The organism is Parvimonas oralis, from assembly GCF_047608425.1.
In the GTDB taxonomy this organism is placed as follows: domain Bacteria; phylum Bacillota; class Clostridia; order Tissierellales; family Peptoniphilaceae; genus Parvimonas.
Genome location: NZ_JBLKRS010000005.1, coordinates 67,889 through 87,758 on the forward strand (window position 1 = coordinate 67,889; position 19,870 = coordinate 87,758).

The following is a 19,870-nucleotide window of genomic DNA, read 5'->3' on the forward strand; positions in this document are numbered from 1 at the left end:
ATTTTAACTTGAGAAAACAAAAAGAGAGAATTATTTAAAACAATCCTCTCTAATTTTTATTCTGTAAAAACAATACACCATGCCTTATTTTACTATTTTATTAAATATTTGCTTTGTTGCATAATGTGAAATTAACAAAATGATTAAAGAAAAGTCGAAAGGAATTTTTACTACAACTTTTATTAAAAAGCATAGAGTAAAAGCTATTACATCTAAAATCATAAATTGTTTTTCACTCGTGTATTTTTTTATAGTATCATATTTTATTTTTAGATTTCTAACAAGGATTACAAGAGCAACTACTCCAACTAATGCATCAATACTGAAATTAACTAAAAATTTATTATTTATAACAGCCCATAAAAAATATATAAACAAAGTTCCCATCATAATTATGGTTAATCCTGTCAAAGATATCTTTGATTTATCTTCTGACATTTCTTTTGGTGTAATTCTTCTTGCCATTATTCAAAAATCACTCCGTCAGCACAATCAATTTTAATATTTGTTGAGAAGAATTCTTTTAATGCAGTAACCATATATCCTGTATCTTTAATTCCACAAGTTTCAAAACTTGAGTGCATTCCAAGTTGTGCAACCCCAATATCAAGAGCATGTAAACTAACTTGAATATTTGATAAGTTTCCAAGAGTTGAACCACCAACTTTGTCTGATCTATTTGCAAAGTATTGTGTAGGAACATCTACTTTTTTACAAATTTCTAAAAATACTGCTCTACTGAAAGCGTCAGTTGTATATTTTTGATTTGCAGCTTCTTTTATAACGATACCTTTATTCATAAAAGTTCTATTTGTTGGATCATAAAGTTCTGGATGATTTGGATGAACAGCATGAGCATTATCACAACTTACTAGGAAAGATTTTGCAACTGCTTGATGATATTCATCAGTTCCAAATCCAAGAGAAGCATTAATTCTCTTTAGCGCATCTTTCATAAATGTTGACATTGCACCTTGTTTTGTGTTTGAGCCAACTTCTTCGTTGTCAAAAACAGCACAAACATTTATTGCCTTTGGATTTTTAGCATCTAAAAATGCTTTCATTGAAGTAAATGCACATTGTAAGTCATCAAGTTTTGGAGTTGAAACGAATTCATCTTTGTATCCCCAGATACATTGTCTTTGACGATTTACTAGGAATAAATCTTTTGCAACTATATCTTCAACTTTAACACCTAATTCTTCTGCAATCATTTTGTCAAAGTCACCTTTCTTTAATTCTCCTGCTGAGAATAAAGGTAATAAATCAACTTGTTTATTGTAAGCATAACCGTTATTTATTTCTCTGTTTAAATGAATTGCAACATTTGGTATCATTAAAATATCTTTATCAATATAGAATAATTTATTTACAATATTTCCATTTTCTCTAACTAAAACTCTACCCGCAAGACTTAAAGGTCTATCAAACCAAGTTGAGTCAATCATTCCACCATAACCTTCAACATTTAATTTTAAATGTTCTCCCGGTGCATCCATTTCAGGAACAGCTTTAACTTTATATGTTGGAGAGTCGCTGTGTGCGGCTGTAATTTGGAAATGGTAATCGCTAAGTTCTTCTCCAACTTGGAAAGCTAATATACTTGAGTTATTTCTAGTAGTATAGTAATTTCCACCTTTTTTTATTTCCCATTTTGCATTTTCCGGTAAAAATGTATAACCGGCTTTATCAAAATATTTTTTCATTGTATCAACAGTATGAAACATACTTTTACTTGAATCAATAAAAGTTAATAATTCTTTTGAAATTTCAATATTATTCATATCAATACCTCCTATCATTTTAAATTTACCCTGTTTATTTTATTTAAAATCATAAAATATATTTCAAAGAAAATAAAGGAACCAAAGTTCCTTTATTTCTTTATAATCTACATTTTTTTATTATCTTCTCTTTTTCTAAGAACCGGTAAGATTAAACCTAAAGCAACTAAAACTGCTGGAGTTATAATCTTTAATACCATTTCGAATTGGTCTTTTGAGTACATACCTAATAAACAACAAGCTAATGTTACTAAGAAACACCAAGCACCAAAGAATAATCCAACTCCTCTATTTTTAGTAAATCTATAATGTCTGTCAAGTTCTTCTTTACCATATCTAAGAGCAAAGTAAGCTACGAATACCCACATATATCTCATCGGCATTACTACACCGTTAAGACGAGTAAGTTGTCTAAGAACTGTAGTAGCTCCCGGTACAAATGATTGAGCTAATATGATTGCTCCACCAAGGATTGCAACTAATGCGATACCATTTACATAAGCTCCTCTTTCGTTCTTCTTTAACAATCTTGTTGGGATATATTGACTTGCATTAGGGTCTTCTAATAACATTCTTAAAGGAGCATCTATACTGATTAATAATGTTGAGAATTGTCCAACAGTATTAGCTGCTGAATAGATGATTAATAGTAAATCACCAACACCATAGTATTGTCCTAATTTTTGGAATGCCCAGTAAGCACCATTTGCTGCATAAGAGTCAAATGCTTTTTTACTTGCATTAATTTCGTTGATATCGAACATAAGTCCCATAGCAACTGTTCCGAAGATAGCACTGATAACAACCATTAAAGTTGCAAACATCATAGCTCTAGGGAATTCTTTAGCAGAATCTCCTTCGATTTTATTTACATAAGGTGAAATCTTTTCAATACCACCAACTGCAAATACTAAGATTGATAAACTACTTAAATAGTTTAAGTCAACTTTAGGGAATAAGTTATTCCAAGCGAAATTTAATTTTAAATATCCACCATTTGGATTGATAACAGGTGCAGCATACATCATAAGAATAAATAAAATACCTAAAACAAACATACTTGAACCTGCAAGTGTTGCTAATCTCTTAATAGGACTTAAACCCCTTGATGCTAAATAACAGAATAATAATAAAACACCAAAAGTAGCTAATTGAACATAGATAGTAGGAATACTGTCATATGCTTTAGCGTCTCTGAAAATCATAAAACTTAAAGCCTTAAGACCACCTGAACCTTTTCCGGCAATATAAGTAATATGTACTGCCCAGTAAGTCCAACCTGCATAGTAAGCTAATTTAGAGTTAGTAGTTTCTTGAATCCAAGATGTTACCCCACCACCTAAATCTTTAAATGTAGAACCAAGTTCTCCAACCATAAGTGCATACGGAATAAAATAAAATGCAAACATTAGTATCCAAGAAAATATTACTTGAGTACCATGAAAGTAAATATAACCGTTTAAAACATTTCCAAATCCCCAAAGTGTTGAGAAACACATAAATACAAGGGACTGCCATTTAATTTTCTTTTCGGAAACTTCCATTTTCATCCTCCTAAAATATAAATTTTTAGCTAAATTCTTAGCCAAACACAGTATACCAAATTTATACCTTCTTGTCAAAGGTTTTAAGAACAGGATAACGTTTTGTTTTTAATCTAAAAATATTATCACTTCACTCTATCGTTTCTGTAAATCACAATTCAGCAAAAGACAAAAGACACCTTGCAGTGTCTTTTGATTATAATATTTTATCATATTTATTTTGCTTTTATTTCTGTCCAAGCATCTTGTAATTTTTCATTTGATTCGCCTAAATCTTTTAGTATGAATCCCTTTTCAAAAACTTCTTTTTTAGGAAATACTATATCACTATTTTTTAAACTTTCGTCCATAAGTTCTCTTGCTCCATCTATCGGTGAGCCATATTTTACAAAATTACAATTTCTTGCGGAAATTTCCGGTCTTGACATAAAGTCGATAAATTTAGCTGCCAAATCTTTATTTTCTGAAACCTTTGGAATTACCCAGTTATCAAAGATAAATATTGCTCCTTCCTTAGGGAAAACAAATTCTACATTTTTATTTTCATCTTTTGCAAGTAGTGCTTCTCCGCCCCAGATACAAGTAAGTTTTGATTCTCCGGAAATTAGGTTATCCTTTGCTTTATCATCTCCTACATAACTTTTAATTATCTTCTTTTGTGCTATTAAAGAGTTCTTTGCTTTTTGAATATCTTCCTCTTTTGTTGAGTTAGGATCAATACCTTCTTTTATCATTGCTATTGCCATTGTAAATCTGCTTCCGTCCAACATTACAACTTCACCTTTGTTTTTTTCACTCCATAGGTCAGCCCAACTGTCAACTTTTTCTTGTTTTGATTTATCATAAGCAATTCCGATATTTCCAATAGTATATGGAACTGAATATTCAAAAGTAGGATCAAAAACTAAATTTCTATATTCTTTTTTTACTTTTTCCATATTTGGAATTTTATTTTTATCAAGTTTTTCCAACATATTTTCTTTAATCATAGTGTCAACCATATAGTCACTTGCTACGATTACATCATATTTTTCGGCACCACTTTTTAATTTTGTATAATATTCTTCGTTTTCTTCAAAAAATGTGTAATTTACTTTACAATTATATTCTTTTTCAAATTCTTTGATTGTTTCAGGATCTATAAAAAGATCTGTATTTGTTACATTTAAAACTTTCTTTTCTGTACTTTGTTCTGTTTTTTCTTCTTTTTTCTCCTCTTTTTTATCATTTTTTCCACAAGCTGTAAGAGATACAGTTGCAACTAAAACTAATAGTAATACTAATAAATTCTTAAATTTTTTCATTTTTTTCCCCTTTATTTTTAAATATATATGTTATTGTTGAAATTAAAATTATTATTGCAAAAAGCAATGTTGACAATGCATTTATTTTTGGACTAATTCCCCTTTTAGTCATTGAATAAATTTTTACCGAAAGTGTTGCAACTCCGTTTCCGGAAGTAAAATAGCTAACGGTAAAATCGTCTAAGGACATAGTTATACAAACCAATGCCCCTATAATTAAATTAGGTATTAACTGTGGTAAGACAATTCTTTTAAATACTTGAAACTGTCTTGCCCCCAAATCCATTCCCGCATCATAAAGACTTTTATCGAAAGTCAATAATTTAGGTAAAATTGCAAAGACTACAAATGGAACATTAAATATTATATGAGATAAAATTATCGTAAAATATCCGAAATTAAATTTGAAAAACACATACAGTATTATCATTCCAATAGCGATTACAATATCAGGAAGTATAAGTGGAAGATAAGTTACATTTATAAAATAACTTCTAAGCTTTGGACTAACAGACTTATATATCGACCAAGCTCCAAGAGTTCCGATTACAAGTGCAAAGGCAGTCGCAATACCTGTTATGATAAGTGTTTGAAAAAAAACTTTCATAACGGATTCGTCCTTAAAAAGCTCTGCATACCATTTTAAGCTAAAACCTGTAAAAGCATTGTTATATCTAGATTCATTAAAGGAAAACACCATCATAAATATAATTGGCATATATAAAAATATATAACATAAAAATAGATAAATTTTCCCCGTATGTTTTTTTACCATATTTTAAATCCTTCTACAAATTCACTCTCTGATTTATTTATAAACAATTTAAAAATCATAAGACTTGCAAAAATTATAGAAATCATAATTAAGGAAATACTTGAACCGGTTTCCCAGTTTCTAGCCTGTAAAAATTCTCTTTGAATTAAATTTCCAACCAACATATTCTGACTTCCACCAAGAAGATCAGAAATTATAAAGGTTGTAACGGAAGGCATAAAAACCATAATACAACCTGAAATAACACCTTTAAAGCTTAATGGAAAAATAATTCTTAAAAATAAATCTTTTCCTCTTGCTCCCAAATCTTTAGCACATTCAATATATTCTTTGTCGATATTTATAAGTGCAGTATATATTGGAAGTACCATAAAAGGTAAAAAGTTGTAAATCATTCCTATAATAATTGCAAAGTTGTTGTTTAAAAATTTTATCGGACTTCCTATAATTCCGATATTTATAAGCATTTGATTTATAATTCCCTGTTCTCTAAAAATACTCATCCAAGAGTAAGTTCTAAGTAAAAAATTAGTCCATAAAGGCATAATGAATAGTAAAACAAAGATATTTCTTCGCTTTTCGCTTTTTATTCTGCTTAAAAAAAGTCCCGCAGGAAAGCCTAAAATTAGACATAAAAAAGTTGAAATCAAGGATAATTTTAAAGACACAAAAATAATTTTCACATAGGTCGGTGTGAAAAATTTCTTGTAATTATCCAAAGTAAAAACAAAATTTTCATCTTTAACTTTAAAAGAATAATAAATTATAAAAATCAAAGGCACTATCGTAAACAAAGTCGTCCATAACAAATATGGCATTGCTCTAATTCTATATAAATGTTTTCTTAACATATTTCCTCCAAAAATAAATAAATCCAACTATTATTTTATCATCAAAAAGGTTATTAGACAAGTTTTTTTCTTGTAAAGTTTTAGTTTTTATAATATAATTAATATAAGAAAAATTAAAGGAGTTTTTAAAAATGAAATTAGTTTTAATAAGACATGGAGAAAGTGAATGGAACAAATTAAATTTGTTTACAGGATGGACTGATGTAGGTCTTTCAGATAAGGGTGTTATCGAAGCAAATGAAGCCGGTTTTTCTTTAAAGGAAAATGAATTCGATTTTGATGTATGCTACTGCTCATATCTTAAAAGAGCTATTAACACTTTAAATATCGTTTTGGAAAGAATGGACAGACAGTGGTTACCTGTTATAAAAACTTGGAAATTAAATGAAAGACATTATGGAGCATTACAAGGATTAAACAAGGCTGAAACTGCTGAAAAATATGGAGAAGAACAGGTGAAACTTTGGAGAAGATCCTTTGATGTACCACCTCCTGCACTTGATAAGGATGACGAAAGATGTCCTCATAATCAAGAACCTTACAGAAATGTCGATAAAAGTGAATTACCTTATAATGAAAGTTTAAAAAATACCATCGAAAGAGTTATTCCTTATTATGAAGAAGTTATAAAAAAGGATATGTTGGACGGAAAAAGAGTTCTAATAACTGCACATGGAAACTCATTAAGAGCATTAGTTAAATATTTAGATAATTTAACAGATGAAGAGATTATTTCTGTAAATATTCCAACAGGAATTCCTTTAGTTTATGAATTTGATGACAATTTTAAAGTTACAGATAAATACTATTTAGGAAATCAAGATGTAATAAATGCAAAGATAAATTCTGTTGCAAATCAAGCAAAGAAAAAATAAAATATTCCAACAAAATAGGTTGAAGAGAAAAATCCTCAACCTTTTAATTTTATCAATACTATCTTTATTCGAATATTGTAAAAGTAAAAAGCAACAATGTAACTTGTTGCTTTTTTATTTATTAATCTTTTAATATAATTTTATTATGCCTTTGTAGCATCAATATTATTTTTACTATTCTTTTCAAATATAGCCACAATAACAAAAACAATTATTGCAGGGATTAGATAACCAAAACTTAAAGAACTAAGTGGTAATAATTTTATAAATCCTAAAATACCGAAAGAGTCATTCAAAACAGTTATAAATCCGATAATTATTGAAAGTATTGCGGAGTATTTTATAGCTTTATTACAAGCAATTTTATTTCTCAATAAACTTGTCAAAATTAATATAATTATTGGTGGATACAATGTAAATAAAAGTGGAACTGCCAATTTTATTATTGCATCTACTCCAAGACAGGAGAATATAAAACTTGCAAAACAAACAATCATAACCCAAATTTTATAAGGTATTTTTGGCATTATTTCTGCAAAATATTCAGAAACTCCACCAGTAAGTGCAACTGAAGTTGTTAAACAAGCTAAAATTACTATAACTGAAAGCATTAAAATACCTGTACGTCCGAATAATGCATTAGTAAAATTAAGTAAGATAACTGTACCGTTTTTTGCACCTTCAACATTTAATTTTGAACTTGCACCCAAGAAACAAAGTCCTCCATAAACAATACTTAAACAAATAAAAGCTATAATAGAAGAAGACAATATTACTTTTTTCTCTCTTTCTTTCCTAATTTTATAGAAAACTAAAGCATTTACTATAACCGCATTAAAAAGTCCTGCACCAAGTCCGTCTAGTGTTTGAAAACCATTTAAAAATGATTCATACATTACTTTTTGTAAATCTTCTCCGGGTTGGATTTTTCCAACAGGATAAATTATACCTGTGATAATCATAATAATTAAAAATACAAGTAATGCAGGTGTTAAATATTTTCCAATAAAGTCAACTATTTTTTCAGATTTTATACAAATAAAATATGTAATAGTAAAAAATACTGCAGTCGTTATAATTAAACTGTTAAATCCAAAGTTTGCAACCCCCAAATTATATGTAATTGCACCTGTTCTAGGTATTGCAACTAAAGGTCCTATACATAGTGATATGCAAACTAAAATTATTGTCCCCAAATATTTTCCTAAAGGTTTTACAAATTCTGTGATACCACCAGAAGAAAATACACAATAAAGTGATATCATTGCCAAAAGTCCATCTGCAGCCATATATAAAATAAAAGCTATAAACCAATACGAACCGGAAGTATATCCTAAATATGTTGGAAATATTAAGTTTCCGGCACCAAAAAACATTGCAAATAAGCTAAAACCTATTACAAATATTATATTTACTTCTTTTTTCATAATCCCTCCTAAAGTAAAAAACGATTTCGTAAGTAATATTAACATAAAATAAAAAAACATGCAAGGTATGGCAACTAAAAAAATTATCTTTAATTTTTCTAATTTATTTTATAATATGAAGTATATAAAACTAAAAATAAATAAAGTTTATTGTAAAAAAATTTTGTTTACTAATTGCTAATAATTAATAAAAAGAATTACAATAATATGATTTACACCTTTTACAACAAAAAAGGGAACTACAAAGTTCCCTTTTAAAATCATAAATTTAATTATGCTAAAATCTTAGTAACAACGCCTGATCCTACTGTTCTTCCGCCTTCTCTGATGGCAAATCTTAAACCTTCATCAATAGCGATTGGAGTAATTAATTCGATTATGAATTTAGCGTTATCTCCAGGCATAACCATTTCTACTCCTTCTTCTAATTGGATATTACCAGTTACATCAGTTGTTCTGAAGTAGAATTGTGGTCTGTATCCTGAGAAGAATGGAGTATGTCTTCCACCTTCTTCTTTAGTTAATACGTAAACTTCTGATTCAAATTTAGTATGTGGGTTGATTGAACCTGGTTTTGCAAGAACTTGTCCTCTTTGGATTTCGTTTCTTTGAACACCTCTTAATAATAGACCGATGTTATCTCCGGCAGCAGCTTCATCTAACATCTTCTTGAACATTTCAACACCAGTTACTACAACTGTTCTTCTTTCAGTAGTTAAACCTACTAATTCAACGTTATCTTGAACTTTTACTTTACCTTTTTCTACTCTACCTGTAGCAACAGTTCCTCTACCTGTGATTGAGAATACGTCTTCTACTGGCATTAAGAATGGATTGTCAACATCTCTAACTGGTTCAGGAATGAAAGCGTCAACTTCTTCCATTAATTTAACGATTTTATCTCCCCATTCTCCATCTGGATCTTCAAGAGCTTTTAAAGCTGAACCAACTACGATTGGAGTGTTATCTCCATCATATTCATATTCACTTAATAATTCTCTAACTTCCATTTCAACAAGTTCGATTAATTCTGGGTCATCAACTTGGTCTTCTTTATTTAAAAATACAGCAATTCTAGGAACGCCTACTTGTCTTGCAAGTAAGATATGTTCTCTTGTTTGCGGCATTGGACCGTCAGCAGCACTTACTACTAAGATAGCTCCGTCCATTTGAGCAGCACCTGTAATCATGTTCTTAACATAGTCGGCGTGTCCTGGGCAGTCAACGTGTGCATAGTGTCTGTTAGCTGTTTCATATTCAACGTGAGAAGTTGAAATTGTAATTCCTCTTTCTCTTTCTTCTGGAGCCTTGTCAATATTTGCATAATCAACGAATTCACCAGTACCAAATCTCTTATTTAATACTAAAGTGATAGCTGCAGTTAAAGTAGTTTTACCATGATCAACGTGACCAATAGTTCCGATATTAACGTGTGGTTTAGTTCTTTCAAATTTTTGCTTAGCCATTTTACTAAAGTCCTCCTAATCTATTTTTTTGCTCTCTCGCCAATTACTTTTTCTGCAATTGCTTGAGGCACTTTTTCATAATGATCGAATTGCATTGAATATGTTGCACGACCTTGAGTATTACTTCTTAAGTCTGTTGCATATCCAAACATTTCAGCTAAAGGTATAAATGCATCAAGTACATGAACACCATTTTTAGGATTCATCCCTTGGATTCTACCTCTTCTTGATGAAACATCTCCCATAACATCTCCTAAATATTCATCCGGAGTTGTTATTTCAACTTTCATCATTGGTTCTAAAAGAACCGGAGCAGCTTTTGATACTGCTTGTCTAAATGCCATTGAACCAGCAATCTTAAATGCCATTTCAGATGAGTCAACTTCATGGTATGAACCATCATATAAAGTAACTTTAACATCTAAAACAGGATATCCTGCAAGTACACCTGCTTGAGTTGCTTCTTCAATACCTTTTTGAACAGGTCCGATATATTCTTTTGGAATAGCTCCCCCTACGATATTATTTACAAACTCAAAGCCTTTACCAGCTTCTTGAGGTTCAATTTTAATTTTACAGTGTCCATATTGTCCACTACCACCAGATTGTCTGATGTATTTTCCTTCAGCTTCTGCACCTTGAGAAATAGATTCTCTGTAAGAAACTTGTGGATTACCTATATTAGCTTCTACTTTGAACTCTCTTAAAAGTCTGTCAACGATGATTTCTAAGTGTAATTCACCCATTCCTGAAATGATTGTTTGACCAGTTTCTTCATCAGTATAAGTTCTAAAAGTAGGATCTTCTTCTGCTAATTTGTGTAAAGCTATACTCATTTTTTCTTGAGATGCTTTTGTTTTTGGTTCGATAGCAACAGAAATAACCGGTTCAGGGAATTCCATTTTTTCAAGAATTACATGGCTATTCATATCACAAAGAGTATCTCCAGTTGTAGTATCTTTAAGACCTACTGCCGCTGCGATGTCTCCAGCTGATACGCTGTCAACTTCTTCTCTCTTGTTAGCATGCATCATAAGAATTCTACCAATTCTTTCTTTTTTGCCCTTTGTTGAGTTATATACATAAGAACCTGCTTCTAAAGTTCCTGAATATACTCTGAAATATGCAAGCTTTCCAACAAATGGGTCAGCTACGATTTTAAATGCTAATGCTGAAAAAGGTTCTTCATCTGAAGCATGTCTTTCTACAGGTTGTTCATTATCATCAACACCTTCAATTGAAGGAATGTCTAATGGAGATGGCATATAAGCCACGATAGCATTTAATAGAGGTTGAACCCCTTTGTTTTTATAAGCTGAACCACAAAGTACCGGGTTTATTGATAGATTAATAGTAGCTCTTCTAATAGCTTCTCTTAATTCAGTTGGTGAAATAGCTTCTCCTTCTAAATATTTTTCCATAATAAACTCATCTGTTTCAGCTAATGCTTCCAATAAGTTTTGACGATATTCTTCTGCTTTATCCTTGTAAGCATCCGGAATATCTATTTCTTCTATATCTGTACCTAAGTCGTTTTTATAAATAATAGCACCCATTGTAACTAGGTCAATAACTCCTACGAATTCTGATTCAGCTCCAATAGGAATTTGTACAGGAACCGGATTAGCTTTTAACTTATCTTTAATAGTTTCGATAGAGTCATAGTAATTAGCTCCGGTAGCATCCATTTTATTTATAAAGCAAATACGTGGTACGCCATATTTATCTGCTTGTCTCCAAACAGTTTCTGATTGTGGTTCTACACCGCTCTTTGCATCAAAAAGTGCAACTGAGCCGTCAAGAACTCTTAAAGATCTTTCAACTTCTACAGTAAAGTCAACGTGTCCTGGAGTGTCAATGATGTTAATTCTTGTATCATTCCATACACAAGTTGTAGCAGCTGAACAAATAGTGATACCTCTTTCTTTTTCTTGCTCCATCCAGTCCATTTGTGCAGCACCTTCGTGAGTATCACCTATTTTGTGGATCTTTCCTGTATAATAGAGCATTCTTTCTGTTACTGTTGTCTTACCAGCATCGATATGCGCCATTATACCAATATTTCTTGTGTTTTCAAGTGAATATTGTCTTACCACAATAGCATTTCCCCTTTCCTTTTAAATAAAAATCCTATATTAGAATCCGTAATGTGCAAAAGCCTTGTTAGCTTCAGCCATCTTATGAGTGTCTTCTCTCTTCTTAACACTTGCTCCTGTGTTATTTACAGCATCTAAAATTTCTTTAGCAAGTCTTTCTTTCATAGTTTTTTCTCCTCTATTTCTAGAGTAAGTTACTAACCATCTTAAACCTAAAGTTTGTCTTCTTTCCGGTCTAACTTGAATAGGTACTTGGTATGTTGCACCACCTATACGTCTTGCTTTAATTTCTAAAACAGGCATTATATTTTCAAGAGCCTTTCTGAAAACTTCAGTTGGTTCTTCGCCAGTCTTTTCTTTTACGATTTCAAATGCACCGTAAACGATAGCTTGAGCAGTTCCTTTTTTTCCGTCAAGCATAATGTTGTTTATAAGTTTAGTAACAACCACATCTCCATAAATCGGATCCGGCATTACCTCTCTCTTTGGAACATGTCCTTTTCTTGGCACCTTTCTTCCCTCCTTACCATATTTAGTAGTATCACTGGTACTCAGCGATTTTTCTTTGCTGATAAGCACACAAATGTATGTATTATAAAGTTAAACTCTAATTAATAAAACATTTCTGCCACATCAGTTTAATTATTTAGGTCTTTTAGCTCCATATTTAGATCTTCCTTGCTTTCTGTTAGCTACCCCGGCAGTATCCAATGTACCTCTGATAATGTGGTATCTAACCCCTGGAAGGTCCTTTACTCTTCCCCCTCTAATAAGCACAACACTGTGTTCTTGAAGGTTATGACCTATACCTGGAATATAAGCTGCAACTTCCATTCCGTTTGTTAATCTAACCCTTGCAACCTTACGTAACGCTGAGTTAGGTTTCTTAGGAGTTACAGTTCTTACAGCTGTACATACACCTCTCTTTTGTGGTGATTCACTAGCAGTACTTCTCTTTTTAAGTGTATTAAAATTAAAACTTAATGCTGGTGCTTTTGATTTAGTAACAGCTTTTTCTCTTCCTTGTTTAATTAACTGGTTAATAGTTGGCATTTCTTCACCTCCTTAAATTTTTTTCTAAAAATGCACATAACTATACATTATTAAATGTACCTAAATATTCTAACATTTATATATACAAATGTCAATATTTTTTTAAGTTTTTTAATATTTTTTTATCTGCTATTTTCAGAAATTTTCCCCTTTATTATTATTGAACCTATATCCGATAATATGGGTTTAAATAGGCTTGTTATTTCCGAAGCATCAAGGTCACTTTCATTCTTTGTAAATTCCCTTGTAAGTTTTGTAAATCTTTTAAAAAAGCCTTTTGGTGAAATTGGACATTCAACTCCAAAAACTTCCTTTCCTGAATCCATCATTAACAAGGACATTCTATAATACATGAATTTATTATCTTCTTCATCCATATTTGCATCATAGTATTCAAAAAGTTTTTCAAAATTTTTCATAATTTCACTCTGTTCGACAACTTCATTTAAAGTTAAAATTCCATTTTCTTTTTTAAACATTGAGTATGGAGAATGAACCCCTCCTAATATATGAACTATTTTAGAATATCTGGTATCTTCATTTCCAATATTTGTAGTAGATTTTATAAAAATCTTATTCGATACTGAATGCATTAAAATATTAACATAATCATATTCATTACAAATATTAAAAATTTTGTTTTTATTGAACTCTATTTCTTTATTATATTTTTTTAGAAAATTTTCATTAAATCCCTGCCCATCAAAAGAATATACTTTTTTCAGTTTGGACATATCTCCCCGTAGAACTCCAATGTATTGAGCCTTATTTCCACCTTTGGAATGACCTGAAACATAAATTTTATTTATATCCGGAAACTTTTCAACCATCTCATCAAAATAGCTTAAAGCTCTTCTTTGTTGCTTTGTATCTGTTATATTATACGTTCCTTCTACATTATCTTTCCACTCAAAATCTCCTGCAGTACCCTTGTAAACTATAATTAAATTATCTTCAAACTGAAAACTCACATTTACAACTCTATAACTACCGGAAGCATTTCCATAGACCGAGTTATCAACATCTACTATTTTTATTTTTTCATAAATTTTTCTATTATGGTCAACTGTATTTAAAATATTTAAAAATTCTTCTTCATCTATTCCTGCTGGGTAATTTCCAGATTCATCTTTTTTATTCCTAATAAAATCAAATATCTCATTAATATTTTTACCTACTATTTTTTCTTGTACATCATCTTTTTCAAAATTATGAACATAAATTATACAGTTTAAAATTAAAAAAACATCAATATTAAACATATTTCCTCCTATTATTCAAAGCTATAATGTTCTTTGCCTGCTCCAAGTTCAAAATGGTATTTAATAATTCCCAAATCAACCTTTGTATAAAATCCCATTTTTGAAACTATATCTACCTTATTATCTTTTAGAATAATTTTATATCTTTGTTGATTTAAGGCTGTAGGTGCAAGTAGAGCAAATCTTACTCCTTTTAAAAACCAATCAGGCATTTCTACATCACTACTTGCAACTGAAGAAATACTTTTAAGTTTTCTTGTCTTTCCGTTTGTCTCTCCATATCCTATAGCTATAACACATACAAGTTTTTCATCTTCTTTTATATCATATTTAGCATTTTTCTTACTATATGTTCCTCCAACCCAACAGGTATTAAGCCCTAAACTTTGAGCTTTTATAACTAATTTTTCTCCAAAATATCCAATCTTTTCATCTAAATTATCACATTTTTTCCCAATCATTACAATATAGTTATTAACATTTCTAAACTTTCCAAAATCTGCCAAAATACTCTTTCCAAAGGCATTCGGTTCATTTGTAATGAATTGAATATGCAAATCTCCAATATTATTGTATTCTTCTATATCTCTATTTATTTCATTTATTAAATTTTGTTCTATATCTTTTTTAAGATATGCTCTTACGGAATGTCTTTCTTCTACAAATTTATCAAAATTCATATTTCCCCCTATATAACAAAAGGGCACATACTGCCCCCCGAATTTGTTTCTATAGTAACATACGAAAGTATAAAAGTCAATATAAAACTAACCATCTTTCGAAATGTTTTCATTAAATTTCAATAAAAAAGAAGTCCTAAGACTTCTAAATTTTATTTTCAGCTTCTTCGCTTTTCTTTTTAAATATAAAAGATAATTTTGTTTCTGAAATTATTATAGCAATAAAAATTAGAACAAAACCTATAACTGATTTAACAGTTAAACTTTCAATTCCAAGTGCAACAGGTAATGCAACTCCAAAAATCGACTCACAACCTAAAATTATAGCTGCACTGCTTGGATCTGTATATTTTTGCCCTAAGTTTTGTAATAATAATGCAACTGCAGTACACATTATAGAAAGATATAAAACTTCAAGCATAGGTCTTAATGTAATTTGCATTCCTGCATTATTTTCTAAAGCAAAAGTAGTTATCCAAGATAAAACACCTGATACTAAAAATTGCATTATTGTAAGTACAAATGGATCTTTACCTACTCCAAGTTTTGTAACCATTACTATATGTGAAGCAAATAAAATTCCGCTTAAAAGTGCAAGTGCATCTCCATAAATCGCTGTCCAACTTGAATTAAAAATTGAACCGCTCTCTCCTGCCATAGCTATAAAGAATATTCCGATTATACAAAATATTGCAGCAGACACATTAAATTTATCAGGTCTAACTTTATTTGTTATCCAATATAAAAACGGTACAATTACACAATATGATGCTGATAAAAATCCACTACGTCCCGGAGTTGTAAAAGTAACTCCAAGTGTTTGACTTGAATAAGCAACAAATAAAAATACTCCAATTATAGCTCCGGCTGTCAATTCATCTTTTCTTGCTTTAAACAATTTTTTATGAAAAATAATTGCTAAGATAATTCCGGCTATGGTAAATCTAATACCTAAAATAAAATTAGGTTTAAATACATCCGCTGCACTTTTAACTACCGTAAGAGAAGTTCCCCATAAAATAGCTACAATAAAAAGCGCAATTTTTGCCAAAAAGCTTGTTCTATGTGAAATATTGTTCAAAATGTCCTCCTACTTAACTATTTTAGTTCCTGTAAGACCTTTTACAGCATCTGATGCTTTTTCAAGCAAAGTAATGATGGCACATCTGTTTTCTGAACCATTTACAAAATCCAAACAAGCCTCAACTTTAGGAAGCATACTTCCCTTTCCGAATTGACCTTCTTCAATGTATTTTTTAGCTTCTTCAACTGTGATTTCATCTAATTCTTTTTGTTCAGGTGTGTTGAAATTAATACAAACTTTGTCAACTGCAGTTAAAATTAAAAGGAAATCAGCATCTAGTTCTGATGCAAGTTCAGCACTTGATTTATCTTTATCAATTACCGCATCAATTCCTACTAGTTTTCCATTTTTCTTAACAACAGGTATTCCACCGCCACCTACTGTTATAACTACAAGCCCGGCATCTACCATTTTCTTAACAGCGTCAATTTCAACAATGTGTAATGGTTTTGGTGAAGGAACAACTTTTCTATATCCTCTTCCTGAATCCTCAACAAAAGTAAAGCCCTTTTCTCTTTCAAGTTCTTCAGCTTTTTCCTTTGTATAGAACATTCCAACAGGTTTAGTTGGATTTTCAAATGCTTTATCATCCTCTGCAACTTCAACTTGAGTTACAACGGAAACAGCAGTTTTATTTATTCCTTTTTCTTTAAACGCTTGACCTAAAGCTTGTTGTAAATGATATCCAATATATCCTTGACTCATAGCTCCACATTCAACAAGAGGCATTAAAGGAGTTTTTTCCTTACCATTTGCTGAATAATCCATAGCCAGATTAATCATTCCTACTTGAGGTCCATTTCCATGTCCGATTATAACATCATTGCCATCTTTAACTAAATCTGAAATTATATCGGCAGCTATTTTAACTTTCTCTAATTGCTCTAAAGGGGTATTGCCTAAAGCATTACCCCCCAAAGCTACAACTATTCTCTTTCCCATTTGTACCTCTTACCATAAAGTTGAATACATAACTGCTTTTATAGTATGCATTCTGTTTTCAGCTTCATCAAATACAACTGATTGAGGTCCTTCAATAACTTCATCAGTAACTTCCATTTCAGGAATACCAAATTTTTCAAAAATTTGTCTTCCGATAACAGTTTTTTGGTCATGGAATGAAGGTAAGCAGTGCATAAAGATAGCAGTTTCTTTAGCATTTGCCATAACTTCTTTGTTTACTTGGTATGGTTTTAATAATTTAATTCTTTCAGCCCAAACTTCGTCCGGTTCACCCATTGAAACCCAAATATCTGTGTAGATTACATCAGCATTTGTAGTTCCTTTTTTAACATCTTCTTCAAAGCTTACAGTACAATGAGTAGCTTTAGCGATTTCTAATGCTTTTTCTCTTAATTCTTCTTCAGGCCATAATTCCTTTGGAGCACAAGCTGTAAAGTTTACACCCATTTTAGCACAAGCTATCATAAGTGAGTTACCCATATTGTTTCTTGCATCTCCCATATATACAAAGTTTAATCCCTTTAAGTATCCGAATTTTTCTTCAATTGTTAAAAGGTCAGCTAACATTTGAGTTGGGTGGAATTTGTCAGTTAAACCGTTCCATACAGGTACTCCTGCATATTTTCCTAAAGTTTCAACTAATTCTTGGCTGAATCCTCTGTATTCAATACCGTCATACATTCTTCCTAAAACTCTTGCAGTATCTTCAATAGATTCTTTTTTACCCATTTGTGAAGAACCCGGATCTAAGTAAGTAACTCCCATACCTAAGTCCATTCCCGCAACTTCGAAAGAACAACGAGTTCTTGTTGAAGTTTTTTCAAATAATAATACTATATTTTTCCCTTCTAAATAACGATGAGGAGTTCCACTTCTCTTTAAATCTTTAAAATTTCTTGAAAGATCTAAAAGGTAACGAATTTCATCACTTGTAAAGTCTAATAATGTTAGGAAATTTCTTCCTCTTAAGTTTTTGCTCATAACAATTCTCCTTTGAATATATATTTGGTACAGTAACTGTACCCCTACACCATTATTATACTATATTCATTAAAAAATTTCGGACATTTTATTTAATAAAATTTGTATTACTTTCTATTTATTCTATAAGTATAGTCTTAATAGATTTGTTGTTTTTAGTATTTTTCAAAAATGAATTAATATAAAATCATTTAATAAAAATATAATTATTGTCTTATCTTAATGAAAAATATAACACAATTTTACAAATAATATATTATAAATTGTCCCTTGATTAATATTAATTATTTGAATATAAACTATTTTAAAATTAAATATTTATAATATTGAAAATAATTTTATATTATATTAAAAAAAGACATATATTTTAACCTCTTAAACTTTACATAAACTAGATTATGATTTATACTAATAATGTACATAGAAAATATTTTATAACAGGAGTATTTATGACTAAACAAAAAGGAATAGAAATACAAAACAGAGCTAATTCATATATAAATGAAGAGAGTATGTATAGTATTGATAGAGAGATAATTTCATCCCCGACAAAAGGTCTTTTTCATCAGTCTGCCAGGTTTTTATTGATAAAAAAAGGTACTGCAAAAATGAGAATACAAAATAATATCTACGAAATAAAAGACAGGACTTTAGTTTGTATTCTACCTTGGGAATATACTGAAGTTGTTGAAGTTTCAAAGACTATACAATATTTTATTCTAAAATATAATTTTGATAGCGCTAATAAAATAATAAAATCATTTTACAATGTAGATGCGGAAAATTTAAGTTTAATAAATTCATTTTACGATAATCCGGTAATTCAATGTACTGATGAGCAATTCGAATATTTTTCAAATATATTTGATATGCTAAGAGATGAATTAGGTGAAGATTCAACATTATATAATAAAAATGAAAACCCCATATCTTCAGCTTATGTCTTAAATAAAATAATTGACTTGATTATAACTTACAGAAGAATGCAGGATGAAGACACTAATAAGATAAGAAAAGTGGATGAAAAATTTGATAAAATAAATATTTTTAGATATATCCATGCCCATTTAAGCGAAAAACTTACAATTTCCACTATTTCAAAACTATTTTTCATGAGTGAATCAACCATAAATAGATATGTAAAGGAAACAACCGGACTTTCCTTTAACACCTTAATAAATGAAATGAGAGTCGGAAAAACTATGGATATGTTACTATATACAGATTTAGATATAGAAGAAATAGCAGAAATAACCGGATTTTCCGATCGTTCTCACCTTTCAAAAGTTTTTACAGCAAGAACAGGTCAAAATCCTAATAAGTACAGACAAACTTTCAATAAAGTATCTCAAATTTGTCAAATAGAAAATATCAGAAAATTCTACAGAATACTTAACTATGTAGTCAAAAATTCAAGTGAAGATATTGATATAGAAAGTATATGTAAAAACTTCTCAATATCTATAACTGAACTGAATAGATTGTTTATATACTATGTAGAGAAAAATTTTAAAAGTTTTTTAAATTTTGTACGAATTAACAAATCCACAAAACTATTATTAAAAACAGATATGCAAATTACAGATATTGCATTTGAAGTCGGATATAATACCGTTAAAACATTTAATCGAAATTTTTTAAAATATCAAAAAATGTTGCCTACAGAATTTAGAAAAAATCTAAAACTACAAGATAGAGAAATTTAGTTAAATTTTAAAAAGTCGT

Annotated in this window: 18 protein-coding genes; 2 read left to right on the forward strand and 16 right to left on the reverse strand. The window is 30.1% G+C overall.

The genetic code is table 11. The features are described from left to right. Positions 1-84: 84 nt before the first annotated feature. From ACMX2D_RS06100 to ACMX2D_RS06125, 6 genes are all read right to left on the reverse strand, one after another. Positions 85-465, reverse strand: a complete 381-nt coding sequence (locus ACMX2D_RS06100) for a hypothetical protein (RefSeq protein WP_414973161.1) — start codon at positions 463-465, stop codon at positions 85-87. Then, a complete protein-coding gene (locus tag ACMX2D_RS06105; protein ID WP_414973162.1) occupies positions 465-1,784 on the reverse strand; it encodes a M18 family aminopeptidase in 1,320 nt (439 codons plus the stop codon). Before ACMX2D_RS06105 ends, ACMX2D_RS06100 begins: the two co-directional genes overlap by 1 nt. Before the next feature lie 107 nt (positions 1,785-1,891). Continuing rightward, complete coding sequence (locus ACMX2D_RS06110) at positions 1,892-3,328, reverse strand: APC family permease (protein WP_009448768.1); 1,437 nt, start codon at positions 3,326-3,328, stop codon at positions 1,892-1,894. A 215-nt stretch (positions 3,329-3,543) separates the two neighbouring features. Next, the gene (locus ACMX2D_RS06115; RefSeq protein ID WP_414973163.1) at positions 3,544-4,632 is read right to left on the reverse strand and encodes an ABC transporter substrate-binding protein; all 1,089 of its coding nucleotides are present in this window, start codon (positions 4,630-4,632) and stop codon (positions 3,544-3,546) included. Beyond that, the gene (locus tag ACMX2D_RS06120) at positions 4,619-5,407 is read right to left on the reverse strand and encodes an ABC transporter permease (protein ID WP_414973164.1); all 789 of its coding nucleotides are present in this window, start codon (positions 5,405-5,407) and stop codon (positions 4,619-4,621) included. Before ACMX2D_RS06120 ends, ACMX2D_RS06115 begins: the two co-directional genes overlap by 14 nt. Further along, positions 5,401-6,258: an ABC transporter permease gene (locus ACMX2D_RS06125; RefSeq protein ID WP_414973165.1), complete on the reverse strand. Its 858-nt coding sequence runs from the start codon at positions 6,256-6,258 to the stop codon at positions 5,401-5,403. The genes ACMX2D_RS06120 and ACMX2D_RS06125 overlap by 7 nt, the downstream gene beginning before the upstream one ends. 131 nt (positions 6,259-6,389) lie before the next feature. Between ACMX2D_RS06125 and gpmA the strand changes: the two genes are divergently transcribed. Continuing rightward, positions 6,390-7,133 (forward strand): 2,3-diphosphoglycerate-dependent phosphoglycerate mutase, encoded by a 744-nt coding sequence (gene gpmA / locus ACMX2D_RS06130; protein ID WP_414971172.1) that lies wholly within the window; start codon positions 6,390-6,392, stop codon positions 7,131-7,133. Positions 7,134-7,276: 143 nt separating this feature from the next. Here the strand turns inward: gpmA and brnQ are convergent, their stop codons facing one another. From brnQ to argF, 10 genes are all read right to left on the reverse strand, one after another. After that, positions 7,277-8,560, reverse strand: a complete 1,284-nt coding sequence (gene brnQ, locus ACMX2D_RS06135; protein WP_414973166.1) for a branched-chain amino acid transport system II carrier protein — start codon at positions 8,558-8,560, stop codon at positions 7,277-7,279. 272 nt (positions 8,561-8,832) lie between these two features. Continuing rightward, a complete protein-coding gene (gene tuf, locus ACMX2D_RS06140) occupies positions 8,833-10,026 on the reverse strand; it encodes an elongation factor Tu (RefSeq protein ID WP_414971170.1) in 1,194 nt (397 codons plus the stop codon). A 20-nt stretch (positions 10,027-10,046) separates the two neighbouring features. Continuing rightward, positions 10,047-12,122 carry an elongation factor G gene (gene fusA, locus ACMX2D_RS06145; protein WP_414973167.1) on the reverse strand — a complete coding sequence of 692 codons (2,076 nt, stop codon included), beginning with the start codon at positions 12,120-12,122 and terminating at the stop codon, positions 10,047-10,049. A 39-nt stretch (positions 12,123-12,161) separates the two neighbouring features. Beyond that, positions 12,162-12,632, reverse strand: coding sequence for a 30S ribosomal protein S7 (rpsG, locus tag ACMX2D_RS06150; protein WP_269752467.1), 471 nt, complete (start codon positions 12,630-12,632; stop codon positions 12,162-12,164). A gap of 132 nt (positions 12,633-12,764) precedes the next feature. Next, entirely contained in the window at positions 12,765-13,175 is a 411-nt protein-coding gene (gene rpsL / locus ACMX2D_RS06155; protein WP_414973168.1) for a 30S ribosomal protein S12, read from the reverse strand. 122 nt (positions 13,176-13,297) lie between these two features. Continuing rightward, positions 13,298-14,437, reverse strand: a complete 1,140-nt coding sequence (locus ACMX2D_RS06160) for an Mbeg1-like protein (protein WP_414973169.1) — start codon at positions 14,435-14,437, stop codon at positions 13,298-13,300. Between the two features lie 11 nt (positions 14,438-14,448). Beyond that, positions 14,449-15,117, reverse strand: coding sequence for a nitroreductase family protein (locus tag ACMX2D_RS06165; RefSeq protein WP_414973170.1), 669 nt, complete (start codon positions 15,115-15,117; stop codon positions 14,449-14,451). A 145-nt stretch (positions 15,118-15,262) separates the two neighbouring features. Continuing rightward, positions 15,263-16,198, reverse strand: coding sequence for a DMT family transporter (locus ACMX2D_RS06170; RefSeq protein ID WP_009448731.1), 936 nt, complete (start codon positions 16,196-16,198; stop codon positions 15,263-15,265). Positions 16,199-16,207: 9 nt separating this feature from the next. Continuing rightward, on the reverse strand, positions 16,208-17,143 hold the full coding sequence (gene arcC / locus ACMX2D_RS06175) for a carbamate kinase (protein WP_414971166.1): 936 nt from the start codon (positions 17,141-17,143) through the stop codon (positions 16,208-16,210). A 9-nt stretch (positions 17,144-17,152) separates the two neighbouring features. After that, on the reverse strand, positions 17,153-18,145 hold the full coding sequence (gene argF, locus ACMX2D_RS06180) for an ornithine carbamoyltransferase (RefSeq protein ID WP_009448841.1): 993 nt from the start codon (positions 18,143-18,145) through the stop codon (positions 17,153-17,155). A gap of 449 nt (positions 18,146-18,594) precedes the next feature. Here argF and ACMX2D_RS06185 point away from each other — a divergent pair, with 449 nt between their 5' ends. Beyond that, positions 18,595-19,851: a helix-turn-helix domain-containing protein gene (locus tag ACMX2D_RS06185; protein ID WP_414971165.1), complete on the forward strand. Its 1,257-nt coding sequence runs from the start codon at positions 18,595-18,597 to the stop codon at positions 19,849-19,851. The last annotated feature ends 19 nt before the right edge of the window (positions 19,852-19,870 follow it).